The sequence below is a fragment of the Streptomyces sp. NPDC058637 genome, from assembly GCF_042717325.1.
Taxonomy (GTDB): Bacteria; Actinomycetota; Actinomycetes; order Streptomycetales; family Streptomycetaceae; genus Streptomyces.
The window spans coordinates 23689-41345 of record NZ_JBHXRD010000012.1 but is presented as its reverse complement, the minus strand read 5'-3'; the positions used below and the strand labels follow the sequence as shown (position 1 = coordinate 41345).

Below are 17657 nucleotides of genomic sequence, written 5' to 3'. Positions count from 1 at the left end.
TCCCTGGGTGCCCTCACCACTCCGTCCGCCACCGCCGGGCCGGCCTCCACGGCCGTGGGCACGGACACCGCGCAGCTCCTGGCCTGGTTCCGCGACACGTACCGCTCGATCGAGGCGTCGCGGGGTCCGGGTCGCGGGGCCGGGTCGCGGGGCTCCGGGTCGCGGGCGACAGGGGGTGGACATAGCCTCCCAAATGTGATGCCGCTTGCACGCCGTACCCGGAACTCCCGGCTTTCGATACCCGGCAGGGCGCTCCTCGCCGCACTGACCGTGCTGTGCTGGATCGCCCTTCCGCCGGCAACGGACGCCCGGGCCGAGGACCCCGTCACCCTGTCCCGCGACGGGCAGATCACCGACAAGGTGGGGGCGCTGGGCGACCGCGAACCGCAGGTCGAAGCCGCGCTCGACCGCTTGTTCGACGAACGTCGCGTTCAGCTGTTCGTGGCGTACGTACGTGACTTCTCCGGCCGCGACGCGCAGACCTGGACCGACGAGACCGCTGACCGCAACGGTCTCGGGCAGGAGGACGTGCTGCTGGCCGTGGCCACGCACGACCGGCAGTACGCCTACTCGGTCGACCAGGACTCACGGCTCACGGACGGGCAGCTCCAGGACGTGGCGAGCACCGCGATCGAGCCGGCCCTCAGGGAGAACGACTGGGCGGGTGCCGCGATCGGTGCCGCCGACGGCTACACCGCGGTGCTGGGCGGTGACCCCCTACCCACCCCGGCGATCACTCCGGGTCCCGCGGATCCCGGGACGGGCGGCGACTCCGACAGCGGTGGCTCCACGAACCTCGTCGTGCCCTTGGCCGTCGTCGTGGTCGCGGGCGCCGTCGCGGCCTTCGCCTTCACCCGCCGCAGGCGGCGTACGACGACCCGGACGACCCCGGCGGCCGGCTGGGGCGGAGGCGGCGCGGGAGCGGCGGAGCCACCGGTCGCTCTGCCCGAGCTCGATGCCCGGGCCGAGGCGGACCTCGTGGACACGGACGACGCCGTGCGCACCAGTGAGGAGGAGCTCGGCTTCGCCACCGCCCAGTTCGGCGAGGAGGCCGCGGCCCCGTTCGCCCAGGCCGTCGAGCACGCCAAGTCGGAGCTGACTGCCGCGTTCCGGCTACGGCAGCAGCTCGACGACGCCTTCCCGGAGGACGACGCGACGCGTCGACGCATGCTCGACGAGATCGTCCGGCGCTGCGCGGACGCCAACGATCGGCTGGACGCCGTGTCGGAGGACTTCGACGGGCTGCGCGCCCTCGAACGTACGGCCCCCGAGGCCGTGGCCACTGCCGAGACCACGTTCCGCGAGCTCACCGCGCGCGTCTCCACGGCGGACGCCACGCTCACCGGGATGCGGAGCCGGTATGCGGAATCAGCCGCCGCGCCGGTGGCCGATGATGTCGAACAGGCGAAGGACCGGCTGATCTTCGCGACCACCGGCCTCAACAAGGCGCGCCAGGCCGTGGACAGCGGGAACAACGCAGAGGCCGCGGTGTACGTGCGTGCGGTCGAGGGGGCGATCGGCCAGGCGGCCACCCTCATCGACGCCGTGGACCGGCGGGCCGTGGAGCTGGCCGAGGCAGCCGGGAAACTGCCCGGCGCGCTCACCGAGACCGAGACGGATCTGGCCGAGGCCGGAGGGCTGCTCGAAGGTACGGCCGACGGGGTGCCGACGGCCGATCTGCGGGGCAGGATCGCGCGCGCCGAGTCGGTGCTCCGTGATGTGAGCAGTGATCTGCGGGCCGGTCCGTACGACCCCATCGACGCGCTGCGCAGGGTGGAGGAGGCCGACGCGGCTCTGGACGAGGCCCTGGCGGGGGCCCGTGAGCAGGAGCACGGCAACCGGCGGGCGAGCTCGCTCCTCGATCAGTCGATGCTCACCGCGCGTTCGGGGATCGGTGCCGCCGCGGACTACATCACGACCAATCGCGGGGCGGTCGGCAGCGGGGCCCGTACCCGGCTGGCGGAGGCCCAGCGCCGCTGGGAGAGGGCCAGGGAACTGTCGGAGGCGAACGATCCTCAGGGCGCGCTGGCCCAGGCGCAGCAGGCGGACGCACTGGCGGCGCAGGCGCAGGGCCTGGCCGAGCAGGATGTGCGCGAGTACCGCAACCGGCAGGGCCCCGGCGGACCTCAGGGTGGCGGCATGGGCGGCGCCGTACTGGGCGGCATCATCCTCGGCGGGCTCTTCGGCGGGGGTGGCCGGGGCGGGGGCATGGGCGGCGGGTTCGGCGGCGGGCTCGGTGGCCTGGGCGGCGGCGGATTCGGCGGGCCCGGCAGCTTCGGCGGCGGGGGGACCCGTGGCCGAAGGGGTGGCGGTGGCCGCTTCTGACACCTGGCCACCGGTTGCGTACGTCCCGCACGTGCCGCACGTCCCGGTCGTTCCGCACTCCGTTTGCCGTGCGCCGCGTCGCGCTCTCGCCGTGCCGTCCGCATGTCCTACGTCGTATATGCCGTCTGTCGCACAAGGAGAGGTGCCATGACCAAGCAGACAGTCCTCGGCCGCGTCACTCAGCTGGCGCGTGCCAACATCAACGCCCTGCTCGACCAGGCCGAGGACCCGCAGAAGATGCTGGACCAGCTGATCCGCGAGTACACCGCCAACATCGCGGAGGCCGAGCAGGCGGTGGCCGCAACCATCGGCAACCTCCGGCTGATGGAGCAGGACCACCGCGAGGATGTCGACGCGGCTCGGGAATGGGGTCAGAAGGCTCTGGCGGCCAGTAGGAAGGCGGACGAGCTGCGCGCAGCGGGATCGGCGGCGGACGCCGACACGTTCGACAACCTCGCCAAGGTCGCGCTGGGCCGGCAGCTCCATTCGGAGCAGGAGGCGAAGACCGCCGAGCCGACCATCGCGTCGCAGACGGTGGTGGTCGACAAGCTGAAGTCGGGCCTGGAGCAGATGAAGACCAAGCTGACCCAGCTGAAGTCCAAGCGCGACGAACTGGTCGCGCGCGCCAAGTCGGCCCAGGCGCAGAACCGGATGATGGACGCCGTCAAGAGCATCGACGTCATGGACCCGACCAGCGAGCTCGGCCGCTTCGAGGACAAGGTGCGGCGCGAGGAGGCACGGGCGGTGGGCAAGCAGGAGCTCGCCGCGTCGTCCCTCGACGCGCAGTTCGAGCAGTTGGACAGCCTCGGGGACAGCGCGGAGATCGAGGCCCGGCTCGCCGCGCTGAAGTCGGGCACCTGACGTCGGGGACCTGACGGGGAGCGCACACCTGCCGTGCGGGGGCCCTCGCGGAGGACCCATCCACCCCGGGCGGGGTGGGCACGCCTGTCCGGCCGACGCCGACGCCGCCAGGTCGGTCGGGGCGCCGCCCACGGTCGGTGCGCCGGCCCGGTCGGACGGGGCGTCCGGACGGGCGGAGCGTCCGGACGGGCGGAGCGTCCGGACGGGCGGAGCGTCCGGACGGGCGGAGCGTCCGGACGGGCGGAGCGTCCGGACGGGAGACCGCTCCCGATCAGGTGTCTGTGACCTGACGGCCGGTGCGTCCGGGCCGACCGCGCACCCCGCCGGTCCGGGCCGATCCGAGGCCGATGCACCGCCCGGCCGGGGTTGGCACGTCACCACCTGCCGGGTGCGCCGCTCCCGACAAGGAGCACCGCTCTCGGAGACGTGCACCGCTCCTGAACAGGTGCACCGGTCCAGTCAGTCACTCCGGCCGGTCGGCCGGTCGAAGTCCGTCCCGTCCGGCCGTCTCGGACCAGTCCGGACAGGTGCGTTCTGTCCGGCGGCGCGCCCGTCCGGTCAGTACATGCTCAAAAGCTGTTCGACCGAGAGCTCGGCGGCCGGCTCCCCGGCGGGCAGTGCCAGCTCGAACCACACCGTCTTGCCGCGCGGGGTGCGCCGTGACCCCCAGGCCGCGCTCAGCAGCCCGACCAGTTGCAGTCCGCGCCCGCCCTCGTCGGTGTCCCGCGCTCGTCGCCGCCTCGGCTGGACCAGTCCGGCGTCCCACACCTCGCAGACGAGCGTGCGGTCGCGCAGCAGCCTGAGCCGTATCTCCCCCTCCCCGTAGCGAAGGGCGTTGGTGACGAGCTCGCTGACGAGGAGTTCGGTGGTGTCCACGAGGTCGTCCAGGCCCCATGCCGTGAGCTGGATCCGGGCCAGCTCGCGGGCCCGGCCGACGGACCGGAGCTCGCGGGGCAGCCGCCAGTCGCCCACCGCGTCCACGGGAAGCCCCTGGATGCGGGCCATCAACAAGGCGATGTCGTCCTCGCCGTGCCGGGTGTCGAGCGTCGTCAGCACATGGTCGCAGACGTCCTCCAGCGGCTCGGTGGGGGTGGCGAGCGCCTGCCGGAAGGCTTCGAGGCCCTCGTCGAGCGGGTGGTCGCGGGACTCGACGAGCCCGTCGGTGTAGAGGGCGAGGAGTGCGCCCTCCTTGAGCTCCACCTCGACCTCCTCGAAGGGCTCGCCGCCGACGCCGAGCGGCATGCCGGGCGGTACGTCGAGCAGCAGGGCGGCTTCGCCCGGCTCGACCACCACGGGAGGGAGATGACCGGCGTTGGCGAAGGTGCACCGTCGGGTGACGGGGTCGTACACGGCGTAGACGCAGGTCGCCAGATAGACCTCGGAGAGGTCGGCCTCACGTGACTTGTGGGCCGCCCGGGACGGCCACTGCGCGCCGCCGCCCCCGCCGAACCCGGCGCTCCGCTCGCCACCGCCCGGGGTGCCGAGCCCGCGGGCGACCTCGTCGAGGGCGGAGAGCACCTCGGCGGGCTCCAGGTCCAGGAGGGCCAGCGTCCGTACGGCGGTGCGCAGTTCGCCCATGGCGACGGCGGCCCGCAGTCCGCGGCCCATGACGTCACCGACGACCAGGGCCGTGCGGTGACCGGGGAGTTCGATCACGTCGAACCAGTCGCCGCCGACCTCGGTGGCCGTATTGCCCGGGAGGTAGCGGCAGGCGATGTCGAGGCCCGCGGCCTCGGGGTCGCCGGGTGGCAGGAGGCTGCGCTGGAGTATCAGCGCCCGCTCGTGCTCCCGGCGGTAGAGGCGTGCGTTGTCGATACAGACGGCGGCCCGTGCGGCGAGCTCGGTGGCAAGCGCCCGGTCCCGCTCGCCGAACGGCTCGCTGCCCTTCGTACGCGAGAACTGGACGAGGCCGACGACGATGTCGTGCGCCACCATCGGCACGGCGAGGGTGGAGTGGACCAGGCCGCGTTCGTCGCCCGGCACGTCCGCGACCCGGCTGGTGCGCAGGGCCACGGCGCAGGGTGAGTGGAACGGGTAGCGGTGGACCGAGCCCAGCGCGGGCGGGCCCGTGTCCTCGCCGGTCTCCGTGCCGCCGCTCCGCCCTGTGCCGCGCAGCACGCCCGGTACGGCGTCGGACACGGCGCTGGCCTGGGCGACCCTGCGCAGCTCCGCCGAACCGCTGCCGGACTCCTGGTGGTGACGGCCCCAGCTGCCGGGCGAGGCCTCCTCGCCGGTGAGGAGCCCCTGGTACAGGTCGACGGAGGCGAGGTCGCAGAAGCCGGGCACGGCGACGTCGAGCAGTTCCCGGGCGGTGGTCTCCAGGTCCAGGGAGTTGCCGATGCGGGCGCTGGCCTCGTTGAGCAGGGCGAGGTTGCGGCGGGCGCTGGCCGCCTCGCGGGCGGCGATGTGCCGTTGGGTGACGTCGGTGGCGAGTCCGGCGATGCCGATCGGCCGCCCGGAACCGCTGTGCACCCGGTAGAGGTTCATGGACCAGTGGCGCCGGTCGCTGGATCCGGGTGCGGTGCCGACGAGCTGGAGGTCGGTGACGGACTCGCCCGTCTCCAGGACGCGCTTGAGCGTGAGGGTGAGCCTGTCCGCCTCAGGGCCGGCCAGGTAGTCGTGCACCGTGCGGCCGCGGTGGTCCTCGGCCTCGCCGCCGAAGACGGTGGCGAACCGCTGGTTGGCGCGTACGACGGCGAAGTCCGTGCCGAAGAGCACGAAACCGAAAGGAGATTGGCCGAAAATCGCCTGCGAAGCCGCCAGGTCGGTTTCGATGCGTCTCAAGGCTTGGACATCGACGACGATGCAGAGCGCGGCCCGCTCGCCGCTTTCCGTCTCACTCGGCATGACGTAGATCTCGGCGAGCCCCCGGAAGCCGTTCTCACCCGGCATGCGGAACGGGACGAGGCCCGTCCACTCCTTGCCGTCGAGGATCTCTCCGACGCTTCGGCGGGCATAGGGGCGCAGCTCGTCGGGCATGAACGCCTCGACCGGATCCTTGCCGACCGCCTCGTGGGAGGCCATGCCGAAGAGACCGGCGGCCCGCCGGCTCCACTGCTCGATCAACCCGTCAGGCCCGATCGAGAAGGAGGCGACCCTGATGTAGTCGTAGATCGAGCCAGGCGGGCTGCTCTGCCACACGACGTCGCCCGCTGTCCCAGGTATTTCGCTCACGCGACCGTCCCCTCCAGCTCACACACCGGACCGGTCCTGCCCGCAGTATTCAGCACTACGGCCCGTACAGGCACGGCGTTCACGATCACAGCACGGTCTCAGTCCCTTTCGGCCAGGATCTGCCCGACTTCTGCGATCGCTGTGCGTCCCCTCCCACTCCTAACCAGGGAGAGCGAGCTCGAACCACACCGTCTTGCCGCTCTTTCCGCGCCGAGTCCCCCAACGGCGCGCAGAACAAGCCACGAGCTGCAGTCCCCGCCCGCCCTCGTCCTCGGGTCCGGCAGTACGTTCGGTGGGCGGATCCGGAAGCGGGTCGGAAACCTCCACGAGCAGTCCCCGCCCGTCCGAGCCCGCGTCGGCCCCGACGACCCCGGCATGCGGCCGTACCAGCCGGACGCCGATGGGGCCGGACGCGTAGCAGAGGGAGTTGGTCACCAGCTCGCTGACGAGCAGCACGGCGACATCGCCCACGGACCCGTCGAGCCCCCAGGAGTGCAGTGCGTCACGGACCGCGTGCCGGGCGCTGCGTACGGAGCCCGGCACCGCCGGAAAGCTCCACTCGGCACAGTCGCCTTCGGTATCGGTCACGCCGATCACTTCCCAGGGGCCGACAGCGGGGTCTCAGCCCCGTCACAAGGGGCTAATCAGCACATACCCGATATTTAGGGCAGCTATCGCGTGAAGTCCGGGGTGGGGCGTACGGGTGGCGGAGCCTCGGCTCAGCGCAGCTCGCCCGATGCCCTGAGATCGTCGAAGAGCAGTTGGTCGACCGGAGGGACGAGAGGGCGGTCCGCGAAGGAGAACCAGGACATCTCGTCGATCTCGCCACTGACGGCCAGTGTGCCGCGGTAGTCGCCGTAGTAGCAGCTCATGCGCACCACCACTCCGTCCGGATGGCCGTGCGCCTGTGCCTCGTAGGTGCCGGCGTGGCGGACGCTCGACGGGACGATGCCGACCGTCAACTCCTCCTCGACCTCCCGCAGAAGCGTCTGCAGATCGGTCTCTCCCGTCTCCCGCTTACCCCCGGGGATGTAGAACACGTCCTTCCCCTTCGGTCGCGCACAGAGGATCCTGCCGTCCTCCACCCGGACCCAGGCCACCGTGTCGATCAGCACCGGCATCGTTCCGTCCTCATTCATCGGTCGTCGCCGCCTCGGACGTGGTGGCGTACCGCTCGGCCAACGGGCCCTCGGTCGGCGGCTCGTTCGCACAGCCGAGGGGGTCCGGGGTCCGGGGGTGCGGCGGAGCATCAAGTGCAGAAAGCCTATGTGGCGGTGCGTTCGACTCCCGCTCCGCCTCGGTCGCCGCGTTCGGGATGTTCGGCGCCTCGGCCTGGAGCAGCACCCGGCTCGAAGCCTTCCGCCCGCCGCCGGGCAGCTCGCATTCCACCCGAAGCCGCGCCATGATGCCGTTCGCCTCTCCGACGGCATCGCCCGTCCGGTGGCGGCCGACCTTCCGCCACCGCTCCCCCCGCACCTCGGTTCGTCCGCCCGCACCCGAACCGCTTCTGTCGCTGGGCGATCGTGGCCCGACCGTCGCGGGCGCACCCGCTCGCCCCGCGGATCACCACCGAGGGGGCCCGCGCCGTATCGGGGGGCGATGCCGGGGCACCGGGGCCCGAAGCGCGGCTGAGACACTGCCCCATGCCCCACCGAAGGGGGCCGGGGGGCTTCGGCGGCGCGCACGCGCATCGTGCGCCGCGCTGGGCCCAGATGCGGCCCCGGCAACAGACGGCGGCCGAAGGCGTCCCCCGCGAAGGGCCGCCCGGGTCCCGCAGGTGTCAGGGGCGTGCGGTCTGGCCCGCGCGCTCCACCCAGTAGAGCTGCTCGTGTCCGTGACGGTGCAGGCCGTCCGCGATCTTCTGCGCCTCGTCCTGCGTCGCATAACGGCCGACGCGGTACCGATTGCCGTTGTCGTCCTGCCTGATCACCAGCCAGGGGAGCACGGCGCCGCCGTCGGTCATCGTGTTCCTCCCCGGCATGTCGCCACTCCCCCTGCCGCCGTGCACGTCTCTAAGGATCCCCAGGAAACCGCAGTACGCATATGCCCGAGCGTACGCCTGACCTTCACTCAGCGGATGCGTGTTTGCACAAAGAGATACGCATCCGGCCATACCAAAGGGGGCGCACCCGGCCGAATGCGCCCCTGGACGCCGCACACCGGGCCCTCCCCGGGCGCTTGCGGCCACCCTGTCCGCACCGCCGCACGACCGGTGGACCACGCCGCGCCCAGCACTCCCCGCCAGGCATGATCCGCCACCCGACGGGCACCCACCCTGCCCTCCCGAGGCCCTTCCGAGGCCCTGACGAGGCGTCGGCCGGGCCTCAGCGGGAGGGGCGATCACAGCCGCGGGGCGCGCGCCTCATTTGACCGGCAGGTGGTAGGCGATCCGGTAGCGGTCGGCGGGGACGACCACATCGGCCGTCTCCACGGCACGCCCGGACGCGTAGTACGTCCGCCCGATCACGATCACCACATGACCGGGTACGCCGCCGAGAGCCAGGAGCTCCTCAGCCAGCCCCGGGCGGGCGCCGACCTCCTCCGCCACGTTGTCCACGACGACGTCGATCGCGGCCATCCGGTCGACCACCCCGCAGCCGCCCAACGGGCCTTCCTCCGGCAGCATCACCGGCGTACGCCCCGTGACCGCCAGGGGCTCCCAGGAGGTGGAGAGCATCATCGGCTCGCCCGACTCCCGGAAGAGGTACCTCGTACGCATCACGCGGTCCCCCGGCTCGATGCCGAGGCGCTCGGCGACCTCCGGGCCGGCCCCCTCCTGCTCACTGCGGGACTCCCAGGTCCCCCGCACCCCGTCCGCCGTCTGCTCCTGGCGGAACGGGCTCGCTCCGGCCCCCGGCCGGTAGCCGGAGCGGGCGATCCTGCGCGGGACCGGCCGCTCCCTCACGTATGTGCCCGAGCCCGACCGCCCCTCGACGAGCCCCTCGGCCATCAGCACCTTGCGCGCCTCCAGCGCGACGGTGTCCGAGACCCCGTACTCCTCGCGGATGCGGGCCTGCGAAGGCAGGCGGGTGTGGGGCGGCAGCGCGCCGTTGACGATCTTCTCCCTGAGATCGCTCGCCACGCGCAAATAGGCGGGCTGCTCACCGAAGGACACAGGCCACTCCCAACAGGTTGACAGACAGCAACAGCGTCGCAACCGTCGGTTCATTCCCGCAAGCACGGGCCAAGGTTTCACCCGAAGTGATGATTCCTCGCCGACCAGCGCATACCTCGCACCGGCGTGCACGAACCCTTGACCGTTTTTGGTCCAGACCAATACCTTCCTGTGCACAGCACGGCTCCAGCTGTCCCTCCAGCCACGGAACACGCACAGGAACGAGCCCCATGCGCCGAAGAACCTTTTCCAGACTGACCATTGCCGCCTGCGCGTTCACGCTGCTGGCCGGTATCGCGCCCGCAGCCACGGCGGACGGATCCGGCGGTGGCGGCGACCGCGGTGACCGCGGACGTCACGACCGCGCGTACAGGACCGTCGGTTACTTCACCCAGTGGGGCGTCTACGGACGCGACTTCCAGGTCAAGGACCTGGAGACGAGCGGCACCGCGGCCCGGCTCACCCACATCAACTACGCCTTCGGCAATGTCAGCGCCGAGGGCAGGTGCTTCACCGGCAACGTGCCCGGCGAGGCCGACGCCTGGGCGGACTACGCCCGGCCGCTGGACGCCGCCGGATCGGTGGACGGGGTCGCCGACACCGACACCCAGCCCCTGGCGGGCAACTTCAACCAGCTGCGCGAGCTCAAGGCCGCGCACCCCGGCCTCAAGGTGATGATCTCCCTCGGCGGCTGGAGCTGGTCGACCCACTTCTCGGACGCCGCCCGTACCGCCGCCTCCCGCAAGGCACTCGTCTCGTCCTGCATCGACCTGTACATCAAGGGGAACCTCCCCCAGGACGGCGTGCGCGGGGGTGAGGGCGCCGCGGCCGGGCTGTTCGACGGCATCGACCTCGACTGGGAGTGGCCCGGTTCCGCCGGCGACACGGACACGGTGTACCGCCCCGAGGACAAGCGGAACTTCACCGCCCTGGTGCACGAGTTCCGTACGCAGCTCGACGCCTACGCGAAGACGCAGCACGCGAGGAAGCAGCACGCGAGCACGGGCGGCACCGAGGCACGGAAGGGCAAGGGCAGGGCGAAGCACTACGAGCTCTCGGCCTTCGTCCCCACCTCCCCCGAGAAGATCGACGCCGGTTTCGACGTCCCGCGCATCATGCGGGACTTCGACTTCGTCAACCTCCAGGGCTACGACTTCCACGTCTCCGGCGAGAAGACGACCGCCCAGCAGTCCGCGCTCCACGCCAAGGGCGACTTCAGCGTCGACCAGACGGTCCGCGACTGGATCAGGCGCGGCGCTCCCGCCCGCAAGCTGGTGATGGGCATGCCGTTCTACGGTCAGGGCTGGACCGGGGTCACCGGCGGCGGTGACGGTCTCGGACAGCCGGCGACGGCACCCGCACCGGCCACGTACGCCGCCGGCTACGAGGACTACAAGGCCCTCAAGAAGCTGGCCGACTCCGGGCAGTACACCGTGCACCGGGACACCAGGAACGGCCACGCCTGGCTGTTCGACGGCACGACCCTGTGGACGTACGACGATCCTCAGGTGCTGCGTGCCAAGACCTCGTACATCCGGGACCGCGGTCTCGGCGGTGCGATGTTCTGGTCGCTGGACGGCGACACGGACGACGGAGAGCTGATGGCCGCCGTCGACCGCGGGCTGGGCCGGCGCTAGCAGGCACCACGGTCGCGGGGCGGCTGCCGTCGGCAGCCGCCCCGCTCGTGTTCACCGGCTCAGGGAGCGGTACGCGTCAGAACTGCAGGGCCCAGGAGTTGATCCTCCCGGTGTCGGCCGCGTAGTTGTCGCTGACCCGGAGCTTCCAGACGCCGTTGGCGACCTCCGACGAGGCGTTCACCGAGTAGGTGGTGATCACGTTGTCGGTGCTGCCGCCGGTCCCGTAGGCCTTCAGGTTGTAGACCGAGCCGTCGGGCGCGACCAGGTCGATCCTCAGGTCGCCCGAATAGGTGTGCGTGATGTTCACGGGAACGCTGAGCGCGGACGGCGCGTTACCGGTGACACCGGAGACGGTGATCGGCGACTCCACCGTGGAGTTGTCGGAGATCGCGTAGGAGGTCGTGTTCTCGAACTTCTTGCCGGGCGGCGGCGTGGTGCCGCCGGTGCCGACGTTCAGCAGCTTGTTCGGCGAGCCGGTGCCCGGGTTGGTCACGACACCGCTGGTGGCGGCGGCGACGAGTCCGGCGGAGACCTGTGCCGGGGTCCTGCCGGGGTTGTCGGCCAGGTACAGGGCTGCCGCACCGGCGACGTGCGGGCTCGCCATCGACGTACCGGAGATGGTGTTGGTGGCGCTGTCGCCGGTGTTCCACGTCGAGGTTATCGAGGAGCCAGGGGCGAAGATGTCCACGATGCTGCCGTAGTTCGAGAAGCTCGAACGGGCGTCGGTGCTGGTCGTGGAGCCGACCGTGATGGCGTCGGCGACGCGTGCGGGCGACTTGGTGGAGGCGTTGGTCGACTCGTTGCCCGCCGCGACGGCGAAGGTGATGCCCGAGTTGATGGCCTTCTGCACGGCCGCGTCCAGGACGGAGTCCGCGCCTCCGCCGAGGCTCATGTTGGCGACGGCGGGCTTGACGGCGTTGGCCGTCACCCAGTCGATGCCCGCGACGACACCCGCGGTGGTGCCGGAACCGTTGTTGTCGAGGACGCGCACGCCGACGATCTTCGCCTTCTTGGCGACGCCGTGGGCGGTTCCCGCCACGGTGCCGGCGACATGGGTGCCGTGGCCGTTGCCGTCCTGCGCGACGTTGTCGTTGTCGACGGCGTCGTAGCCGTTCGAGGCACGACCGCCGAAGTCGCTGTGACTGATGCGCACACCGGTGTCGATGATGTACGTGGTGACGCCCTCGCCCGCCTTGTCGGGGTACGTGTAGCTGTTGTTCAGCGGCAGGGCCGACTGGTCGATCCGGTCCAGACCCCAGGAGGGCGGCGACGGCTGGGTGGCGGAGATCGTGAACGTCCGGTTCTGCACGACGGACTCGACGGCCGGGTCCGCGGCGAACTTCTTCGCCTGCGCGGCGGAGAGTTCGACGGCGTATCCGTTGACGGCCGCGCGGTACGTCCTCTTGATCTTCGCACCGTACTCCGCGGCCAGCGCCTTGCCCTCGGCCGAGCCGGCTTCGGCGGCGGACTCGTCGAGCGTGACGATGTAGCTGCCGCTGATGGTGCCCGGCGCGCCCGCGTTCTCGATCACGCCTTCGGGTGCGCTCTCGGACGCGAGGGCGGGGAAGGCCGCCGCGGTCGAGAGGGCGAGTGCGGCGCCGGTGATGACGCTGGTCGCGACCAGTCTTCGCGCGTAGCGCGCCTTTCGCTTCTGTGCCATGTGAGGGGTCCTCCTCGGTTGCGGTGCGCTGGTGGGGGATGCATGGGGGTGCATGTCCTGCATCGCTGTGCATGGGGGTGCAAGGGGGTGCGCAGGGTGAAACAAATCATGAGCATGACAATTCAGACATCGGGATACCGCGCTCCATGTGGGCCATGGGAGCGGCACGCCCTGCCGTCAGCGAAAGATTGGCGGATCCATAGGAATCGCACAAGAGTGTCTTCGCCCAGGCAATACATTCGACATACACCTGCCGTGTCGACGCCCAGGGCCGCCCGCCTCCGCCCGCGGGACGGACCCGCCCCCGCACGGACGCTCTGACCTGGGGCTGTCCTGTCCGCGGCGGACCGTGGGCTCTCGACGCGGGTGTCCTGTCACCGGGCCTTACCAACTCGCTGACCGGACGCGTCAATTCACTGTGCCGTTACGAAGGGGCGCCACCCCTCGGCGCGGTGATCCGGCCGAACCGGCCCGAAGTGGACCGTCGGGGGCAGCACCGCGGAACCCGGCCCCGGCCCGCCGCGACCGCCGTCAGTCCATCCCGTACACGTCTCAGTCCGTCCAGTACGTGTCGTGCCTGATGAAGAACTCCGCCCGCTCCTCCTCCGGCCAGTCGCTGACCTTCGCCACCTTCTCGAAGTACTCCTCGCGCGGGGCTCCGGGGGTGAAGAGCAGCAGCATGGAGGCGGGTGCGTCGGCGTCGTTGCGGAAGGCGTGCAGGCCGCCCTGCGGTACCTGGACGAAGTCGCCCTCGGTCGCGTCCACCCAGCGCTCCCCGTCGTAGATCCGCACCGTCCCTTGGAGGATGAAGAACGACTCCGAGATCGACCGGTGGAAGTGGGTGGCGGGGCCGCCGGCCCTGGGCCCCATGTTGATCCGGTACAGCCCGAACTCACCGTGGGTCTGCTCCGTCGTCGCCAGGTAGTGCGTGGTGCCGCCGCCGCGCGTCAGCAGATTCGGAGCCGTGCCGGCGGGGCGGTACCGCGCGCTGATCTCCCCCTGGCCGTCCGTGTACGTCGGTTCCGGATACGACATGCGACTCTCCCTGCCCTTGTCCTTGCGCCGGTCCGCGCGCCGTAACCGCTCCGGCGCACTCGTCTTCCCTACCTTCGTACGGTGAGCCTCAAGCGCAACTCCCTCCTCACGTCCCTGGTCGCCGGCGCACTGATCGCGCCCCTGCCGCCGCTCTCCCACGCTGCCGCCGCGCCGCCGCCGTCCGGCGCCGTGTGCGGCCGGCCGCACACCCCCGGCGCGTCGTCCCCCGATGCCTCCTGGGCCCCGACGTCCACCGTCTTCGGTGAGGCCGAGGGGTACGACCCCTATGTCGGGAACGGATATCTGGGTCACCGGGTGCCCGCCACGGGTGCCGGCTACGCGGTGACGGGCGGGAAGACCGGCTGGCCGCTCTACACCCCGCGCTACGACGGCGCTTTCGTCTCCGGGCTCTACGCCCGCGACCAGGACCTCGCCGAGGGCCGCGAGGTGATCGCCGCGCTGCCGAGCTGGACCACCCTCGACGTACGCGTCGGCTCGGAGACGTACGACGCCTCCACCCCCGCGGGGCGCGTCTCGCACTACCGCCAGACGCTCTTCCTGCGCTGCGGTGTCGTGGTCACCTCGCTGCGCTGGACCACCGCCGACGGCCGGGTGACGGACCTCACGTACGAGGTGCTGACCGACCGCTCCGACGTGCACGCCGGTGCCGTACGCCTGCGGATGACCCCGCGTTGGAGCGGCACGGCGACGGTCACGGGCCGGCTGGACGAGCGCGGGGCGCGCCGGGTCACGGTCGCCGGCGACGGTACGTTCCGCACCCTCGGTACGGGCACGGAGGGCGCGGTCGTCCAGACGGGGTCCGGTGCGGGCGCCCGCACCACGCGGGTCGAGGCGGGCCGCTCGTACACCTTCGAGAAGTACGTGGGTGTCGACACCGCCCTCACCTCCCGCGCGCCGCTCACCTCCGCGCGTGACGCCTCGCGGCGGGCGGCGCGGCGCGGCTGGTCCGGGGTCCTCGCCGACAACGCGGCGGCCTGGCGGACGGCCTGGGCGTCCGACATCGCCGTGCCGGGCAGTCCGGATCTGCAGGCCTGGCTGCGGGCCGCGCAGTACGGGCTGCTCGCCAACACCCGGCCCGGTTCCTCGGACAGCATCGCCCCGGCCGGGCTGACCAGCGACAACTACGCGGGGATGGCGTTCTGGGACGCCGAGACCTGGATGTTTCCCGGGCTGCTCGCCACCCGCCCCGAGCTGGCCCGCTCGGTCGTCGAATACCGGTACCGCACCCGGGGCGCCGCCCGCGCGAACGCCGAGAAGCTCGGCCACGAGGGCCTGTTCTACCCCTGGACGAGTGCGAGCAGGGGCCGGCTGGACTCCGAGTGCCAGAGCTGGGACCCGCCGCACTGCCTCACCCAGAACCACCTCCAGGGTGACATCGCGCTCGCCGTCTGGCAGTACTACCTCGCCACCGGCGACCGCGCCTGGTTGGCCGGCCGGGGCTGGCCCCTCCTGAAGGGCATCGCGGACTTCTGGCGGTCCCGCGCCACGGCGAACACCGACGGCAGCTACTCGGTGAAGAACGTCGCGGGCCCCGACGAGTACAGCAACGGCGTCACGGACGGCGTGTTCACCAACGCCGTGGCCGCCACCGCCCTGCGCAACGCCACCCGCGCCGCCCGGCTCCTCGGACACACCGCACCCGCCGGGTGGACCCGGGTGGCCGACGGGCTCCGCATCCCGTACGACGCCGAGCGGAAGCTGTACCTCCAGTACGCCGGGTACAACGGCTCGACGATCAAGCAGGCCGACACCGTCCTGCTCGTCTACCCGCTGGAATGGCCGATGGAGGAGGGCGCCGCCGCCGCGACGCTCGACTACTACGCCGCGCGCACCGATCCGGACGGCCCGGCGATGACGGACTCGGTGCACGCGATCGACGCGGCGGCGATCGGGGAGCCGGGCTGCGCCACGTACACCTATCTCCAGCGCGCCGTACGCCCGTTCGTCCGCGGCCCGTACAGCCTGTTCTCCGAGGCGCGCGGTGAGAAGTCCGGTGCGTCGGATCCGCTCTCCGGCTTCCCGGCCGAGGATTTCGTCACCGGCAAGGGCGGTTTCCTCCAGGTGTTCACCCACGGCCTGACCGGCCTGCGGCTACGCGAGGACGGGGTGCGGCTCGACCCGCTCCTGCCGCCGCAGCTCCGCGATGGCGTGGAGCTGACGGGGCTGCGCTTCCGAGGCCGTACGTACGACATCTCCGTCGGCGCCCGGAGCACCACGGTCCGGCTCGCGGAGGGCGCGCCCTTCACGGTCCACACCCCGGCCGGCCCGCGCCTGCTCTCCACCACCCTCACGCTCCCCACCCGGCGCCCCGACCTCACCCCGACGTCCGACGCCGCGCGCTGCCACCCCGCCACGGCCACCTCGGAGGCCCCCGGCCTGTACGCCGCGGCCGCGGTGGACGGCAGCCCGTCGACGGCCTGGTCGCCGGGCGGCGCGACGGGCACGCTGACCGTGGACCTGCGCGGGGGGCACCGGATCGCCTCCCTCACGCCGCGGTGGACGGACGTCGCACCGGCCTCCCACACCCTGGAGACGTCGCTGGACGGCCGGACGTGGCGCCCCTTCCGGGCGGGGGACGCCGCCCGGAAGGTGCGGGTGACCGTCACCTCCCAGGACGCCGAGAAGCCGACGGGGGTGACCGAACTGACCGTCGGCACCCAGGATTGGCTTGCGGTGGCGAAACCGCTCACACGTTGAAGCGGAACTCCACCACGTCGCCGTCCTGCATCACGTACTCCTTGCCCTCCATGCGGGCCTTGCCCTTCGCGCGGGCCTCGGCGACCGAGCCCGTTTCGACCAGGTCCTCGAAGGAGATGATCTCCGCCTTGATGAAGCCCTTCTGGAAGTCGGTGTGGATCACACCGGCCGCCTCCGGGGCCGTGGCGCCCTTCTTGATCGTCCAGGCGCGGGCTTCCTTCGGGCCTGCCGTGAGGTAGGTCTGGAGGCCCAGGATGTCGAAGCCGACGCGGCCGAGGGTGGCCAGGCCGGGCTCTTCCTGGCCCATGGACTGGAGGAGTTCGAGGGCCTCGTCGTCGTCGAGTTCGATCAGCTCGGACTCGATCTTGGCGTTGAGGAAGATGGCCTCGGCCGGGGCGACCAGGGCGCGCTGCTCGTTCTTGAAGTCCTCGTCGACCAGCTCGTCCTCGTCGACGTTGAAGACGTACAGGAAGGGCTTCGTCGTGAGCAGGTGCAGCTCGTGGAGCAGGCGGCCCTTCTCCGTGCCGGCGGTGATGCCCTTCGAGAAGAGGGTGTCGCCCGCTTCCAGGATCTTCTGGGCCTCCTCGACCGCGGCGAGGACGGCGACCTTCTCCTTCTGGAGGCGGGACTCCTTCGTCAGGCGCGGGACGGCCTTCTCGACGGACTGGAGGTCGGCGAGGATCAGCTCGGTGTTGATCGTCTCGATGTCGTCCTTCGGCGAGACCTTGCCGTCGACGTGGACGACGTTCTCGTCCTTGAAGGCGCGGATGACCTGGCAGATCGCGTCGGACTCGCGGATGTTCGCGAGGAACTTGTTGCCCAGGCCCTCACCCTCGCTCGCGCCGCGCACGATGCCCGCGATGTCGACGAAGTCGACCGTGGCGGGGAGCAGCTTCTGCGAGCTGAAGATCTTGGCGAGCGTGTTCAGGCGGGGGTCCGGGACGCCCACCACGCCGACGTTCGGCTCGATGGTGGCGAACGGGTAGTTGGCCGCCAGCACGTCGTTCTTGGTCAGGGCGTTGAACATGGTCGACTTGCCGACATTCGGCAGACCGACGATTCCGATCGTGAGCGACACTTTGGCGACTTCCTGAAGTGAGGAGGAGGGGCTGTGCGGGCGGGCCTGGAGTGG

The 17657-nt window shown here is 71.4% G+C and carries 12 protein-coding genes; 4 read left to right on the top strand and 8 right to left on the bottom strand.

What is annotated here, in order from left to right:
• Positions 1 to 198 precede the first annotated feature (198 nt).
• Positions 199 to 2325: a TPM domain-containing protein gene (locus ACFWVP_RS14455; protein WP_384496850.1), complete on the top strand. Its 2127-nt coding sequence runs from the start codon at positions 199 to 201 to the stop codon at positions 2323 to 2325.
• A gap of 147 nt (positions 2326 to 2472) precedes the next feature.
• Complete coding sequence (locus ACFWVP_RS14450) at positions 2473 to 3186, top strand: PspA/IM30 family protein (RefSeq protein WP_384496593.1); 714 nt, start codon at positions 2473 to 2475, stop codon at positions 3184 to 3186.
• 558 nt (positions 3187 to 3744) lie between these two features.
• Here the strand turns inward: ACFWVP_RS14450 and ACFWVP_RS14445 are convergent.
• The 5 genes from ACFWVP_RS14445 to ACFWVP_RS14425 form a co-directional block, all read right to left on the bottom strand.
• Positions 3745 to 6327 (bottom strand): SpoIIE family protein phosphatase, encoded by a 2583-nt coding sequence (locus tag ACFWVP_RS14445; protein WP_384496849.1) that lies wholly within the window; start codon positions 6325 to 6327, stop codon positions 3745 to 3747.
• Positions 6328 to 6519: 192 nt separating this feature from the next.
• A complete protein-coding gene (locus ACFWVP_RS14440) occupies positions 6520 to 6957 on the bottom strand; it encodes an ATP-binding protein (protein ID WP_384496591.1) in 438 nt (145 codons plus the stop codon).
• A 122-nt stretch (positions 6958 to 7079) separates the two neighbouring features.
• Complete coding sequence (locus ACFWVP_RS14435; RefSeq protein ID WP_384496848.1) at positions 7080 to 7481, bottom strand: NUDIX domain-containing protein; 402 nt, start codon at positions 7479 to 7481, stop codon at positions 7080 to 7082.
• 659 nt (positions 7482 to 8140) lie between these two features.
• A complete protein-coding gene (locus tag ACFWVP_RS14430; protein ID WP_384496589.1) occupies positions 8141 to 8341 on the bottom strand; it encodes an SPOR domain-containing protein in 201 nt (66 codons plus the stop codon).
• Positions 8342 to 8722: 381 nt separating this feature from the next.
• The gene (locus ACFWVP_RS14425) at positions 8723 to 9475 is read right to left on the bottom strand and encodes a GntR family transcriptional regulator (RefSeq protein ID WP_384496588.1); all 753 of its coding nucleotides are present in this window, start codon (positions 9473 to 9475) and stop codon (positions 8723 to 8725) included.
• A 230-nt stretch (positions 9476 to 9705) separates the two neighbouring features.
• Between ACFWVP_RS14425 and ACFWVP_RS14420 the strand changes: the two genes are divergently transcribed.
• Positions 9706 to 11112 (top strand): glycoside hydrolase family 18 protein, encoded by a 1407-nt coding sequence (locus tag ACFWVP_RS14420; RefSeq protein WP_384496587.1) that lies wholly within the window; start codon positions 9706 to 9708, stop codon positions 11110 to 11112.
• Between the two features lie 76 nt (positions 11113 to 11188).
• Here ACFWVP_RS14420 and ACFWVP_RS14415 read toward each other — a convergent pair whose 3' ends face one another.
• Together ACFWVP_RS14415 and ACFWVP_RS14410 are read right to left on the bottom strand one after the other, a co-directional pair.
• A complete protein-coding gene (locus ACFWVP_RS14415) occupies positions 11189 to 12772 on the bottom strand; it encodes a S8 family serine peptidase (RefSeq protein ID WP_384496585.1) in 1584 nt (527 codons plus the stop codon).
• Positions 12773 to 13324: 552 nt separating this feature from the next.
• Positions 13325 to 13807, bottom strand: a complete 483-nt coding sequence (locus tag ACFWVP_RS14410) for a cupin domain-containing protein (protein WP_384496583.1) — start codon at positions 13805 to 13807, stop codon at positions 13325 to 13327.
• An 81-nt stretch (positions 13808 to 13888) separates the two neighbouring features.
• On the opposite strand from ACFWVP_RS14410, the gene ACFWVP_RS14405 reads away from it, so the two are divergent.
• Positions 13889 to 16525 carry a discoidin domain-containing protein gene (locus ACFWVP_RS14405; RefSeq protein ID WP_384496581.1) on the top strand — a complete coding sequence of 879 codons (2637 nt, stop codon included), beginning with the start codon at positions 13889 to 13891 and terminating at the stop codon, positions 16523 to 16525.
• Here ACFWVP_RS14405 and ychF read toward each other — a convergent pair.
• Entirely contained in the window at positions 16515 to 17603 is a 1089-nt protein-coding gene (ychF, locus tag ACFWVP_RS14400; protein WP_384496579.1) for a redox-regulated ATPase YchF, read from the bottom strand. The two genes, ACFWVP_RS14405 and ychF, sit on opposite strands and share 11 nt — an antisense overlap.
• Between the last annotated feature and the right edge of the window lie 54 nt (positions 17604 to 17657).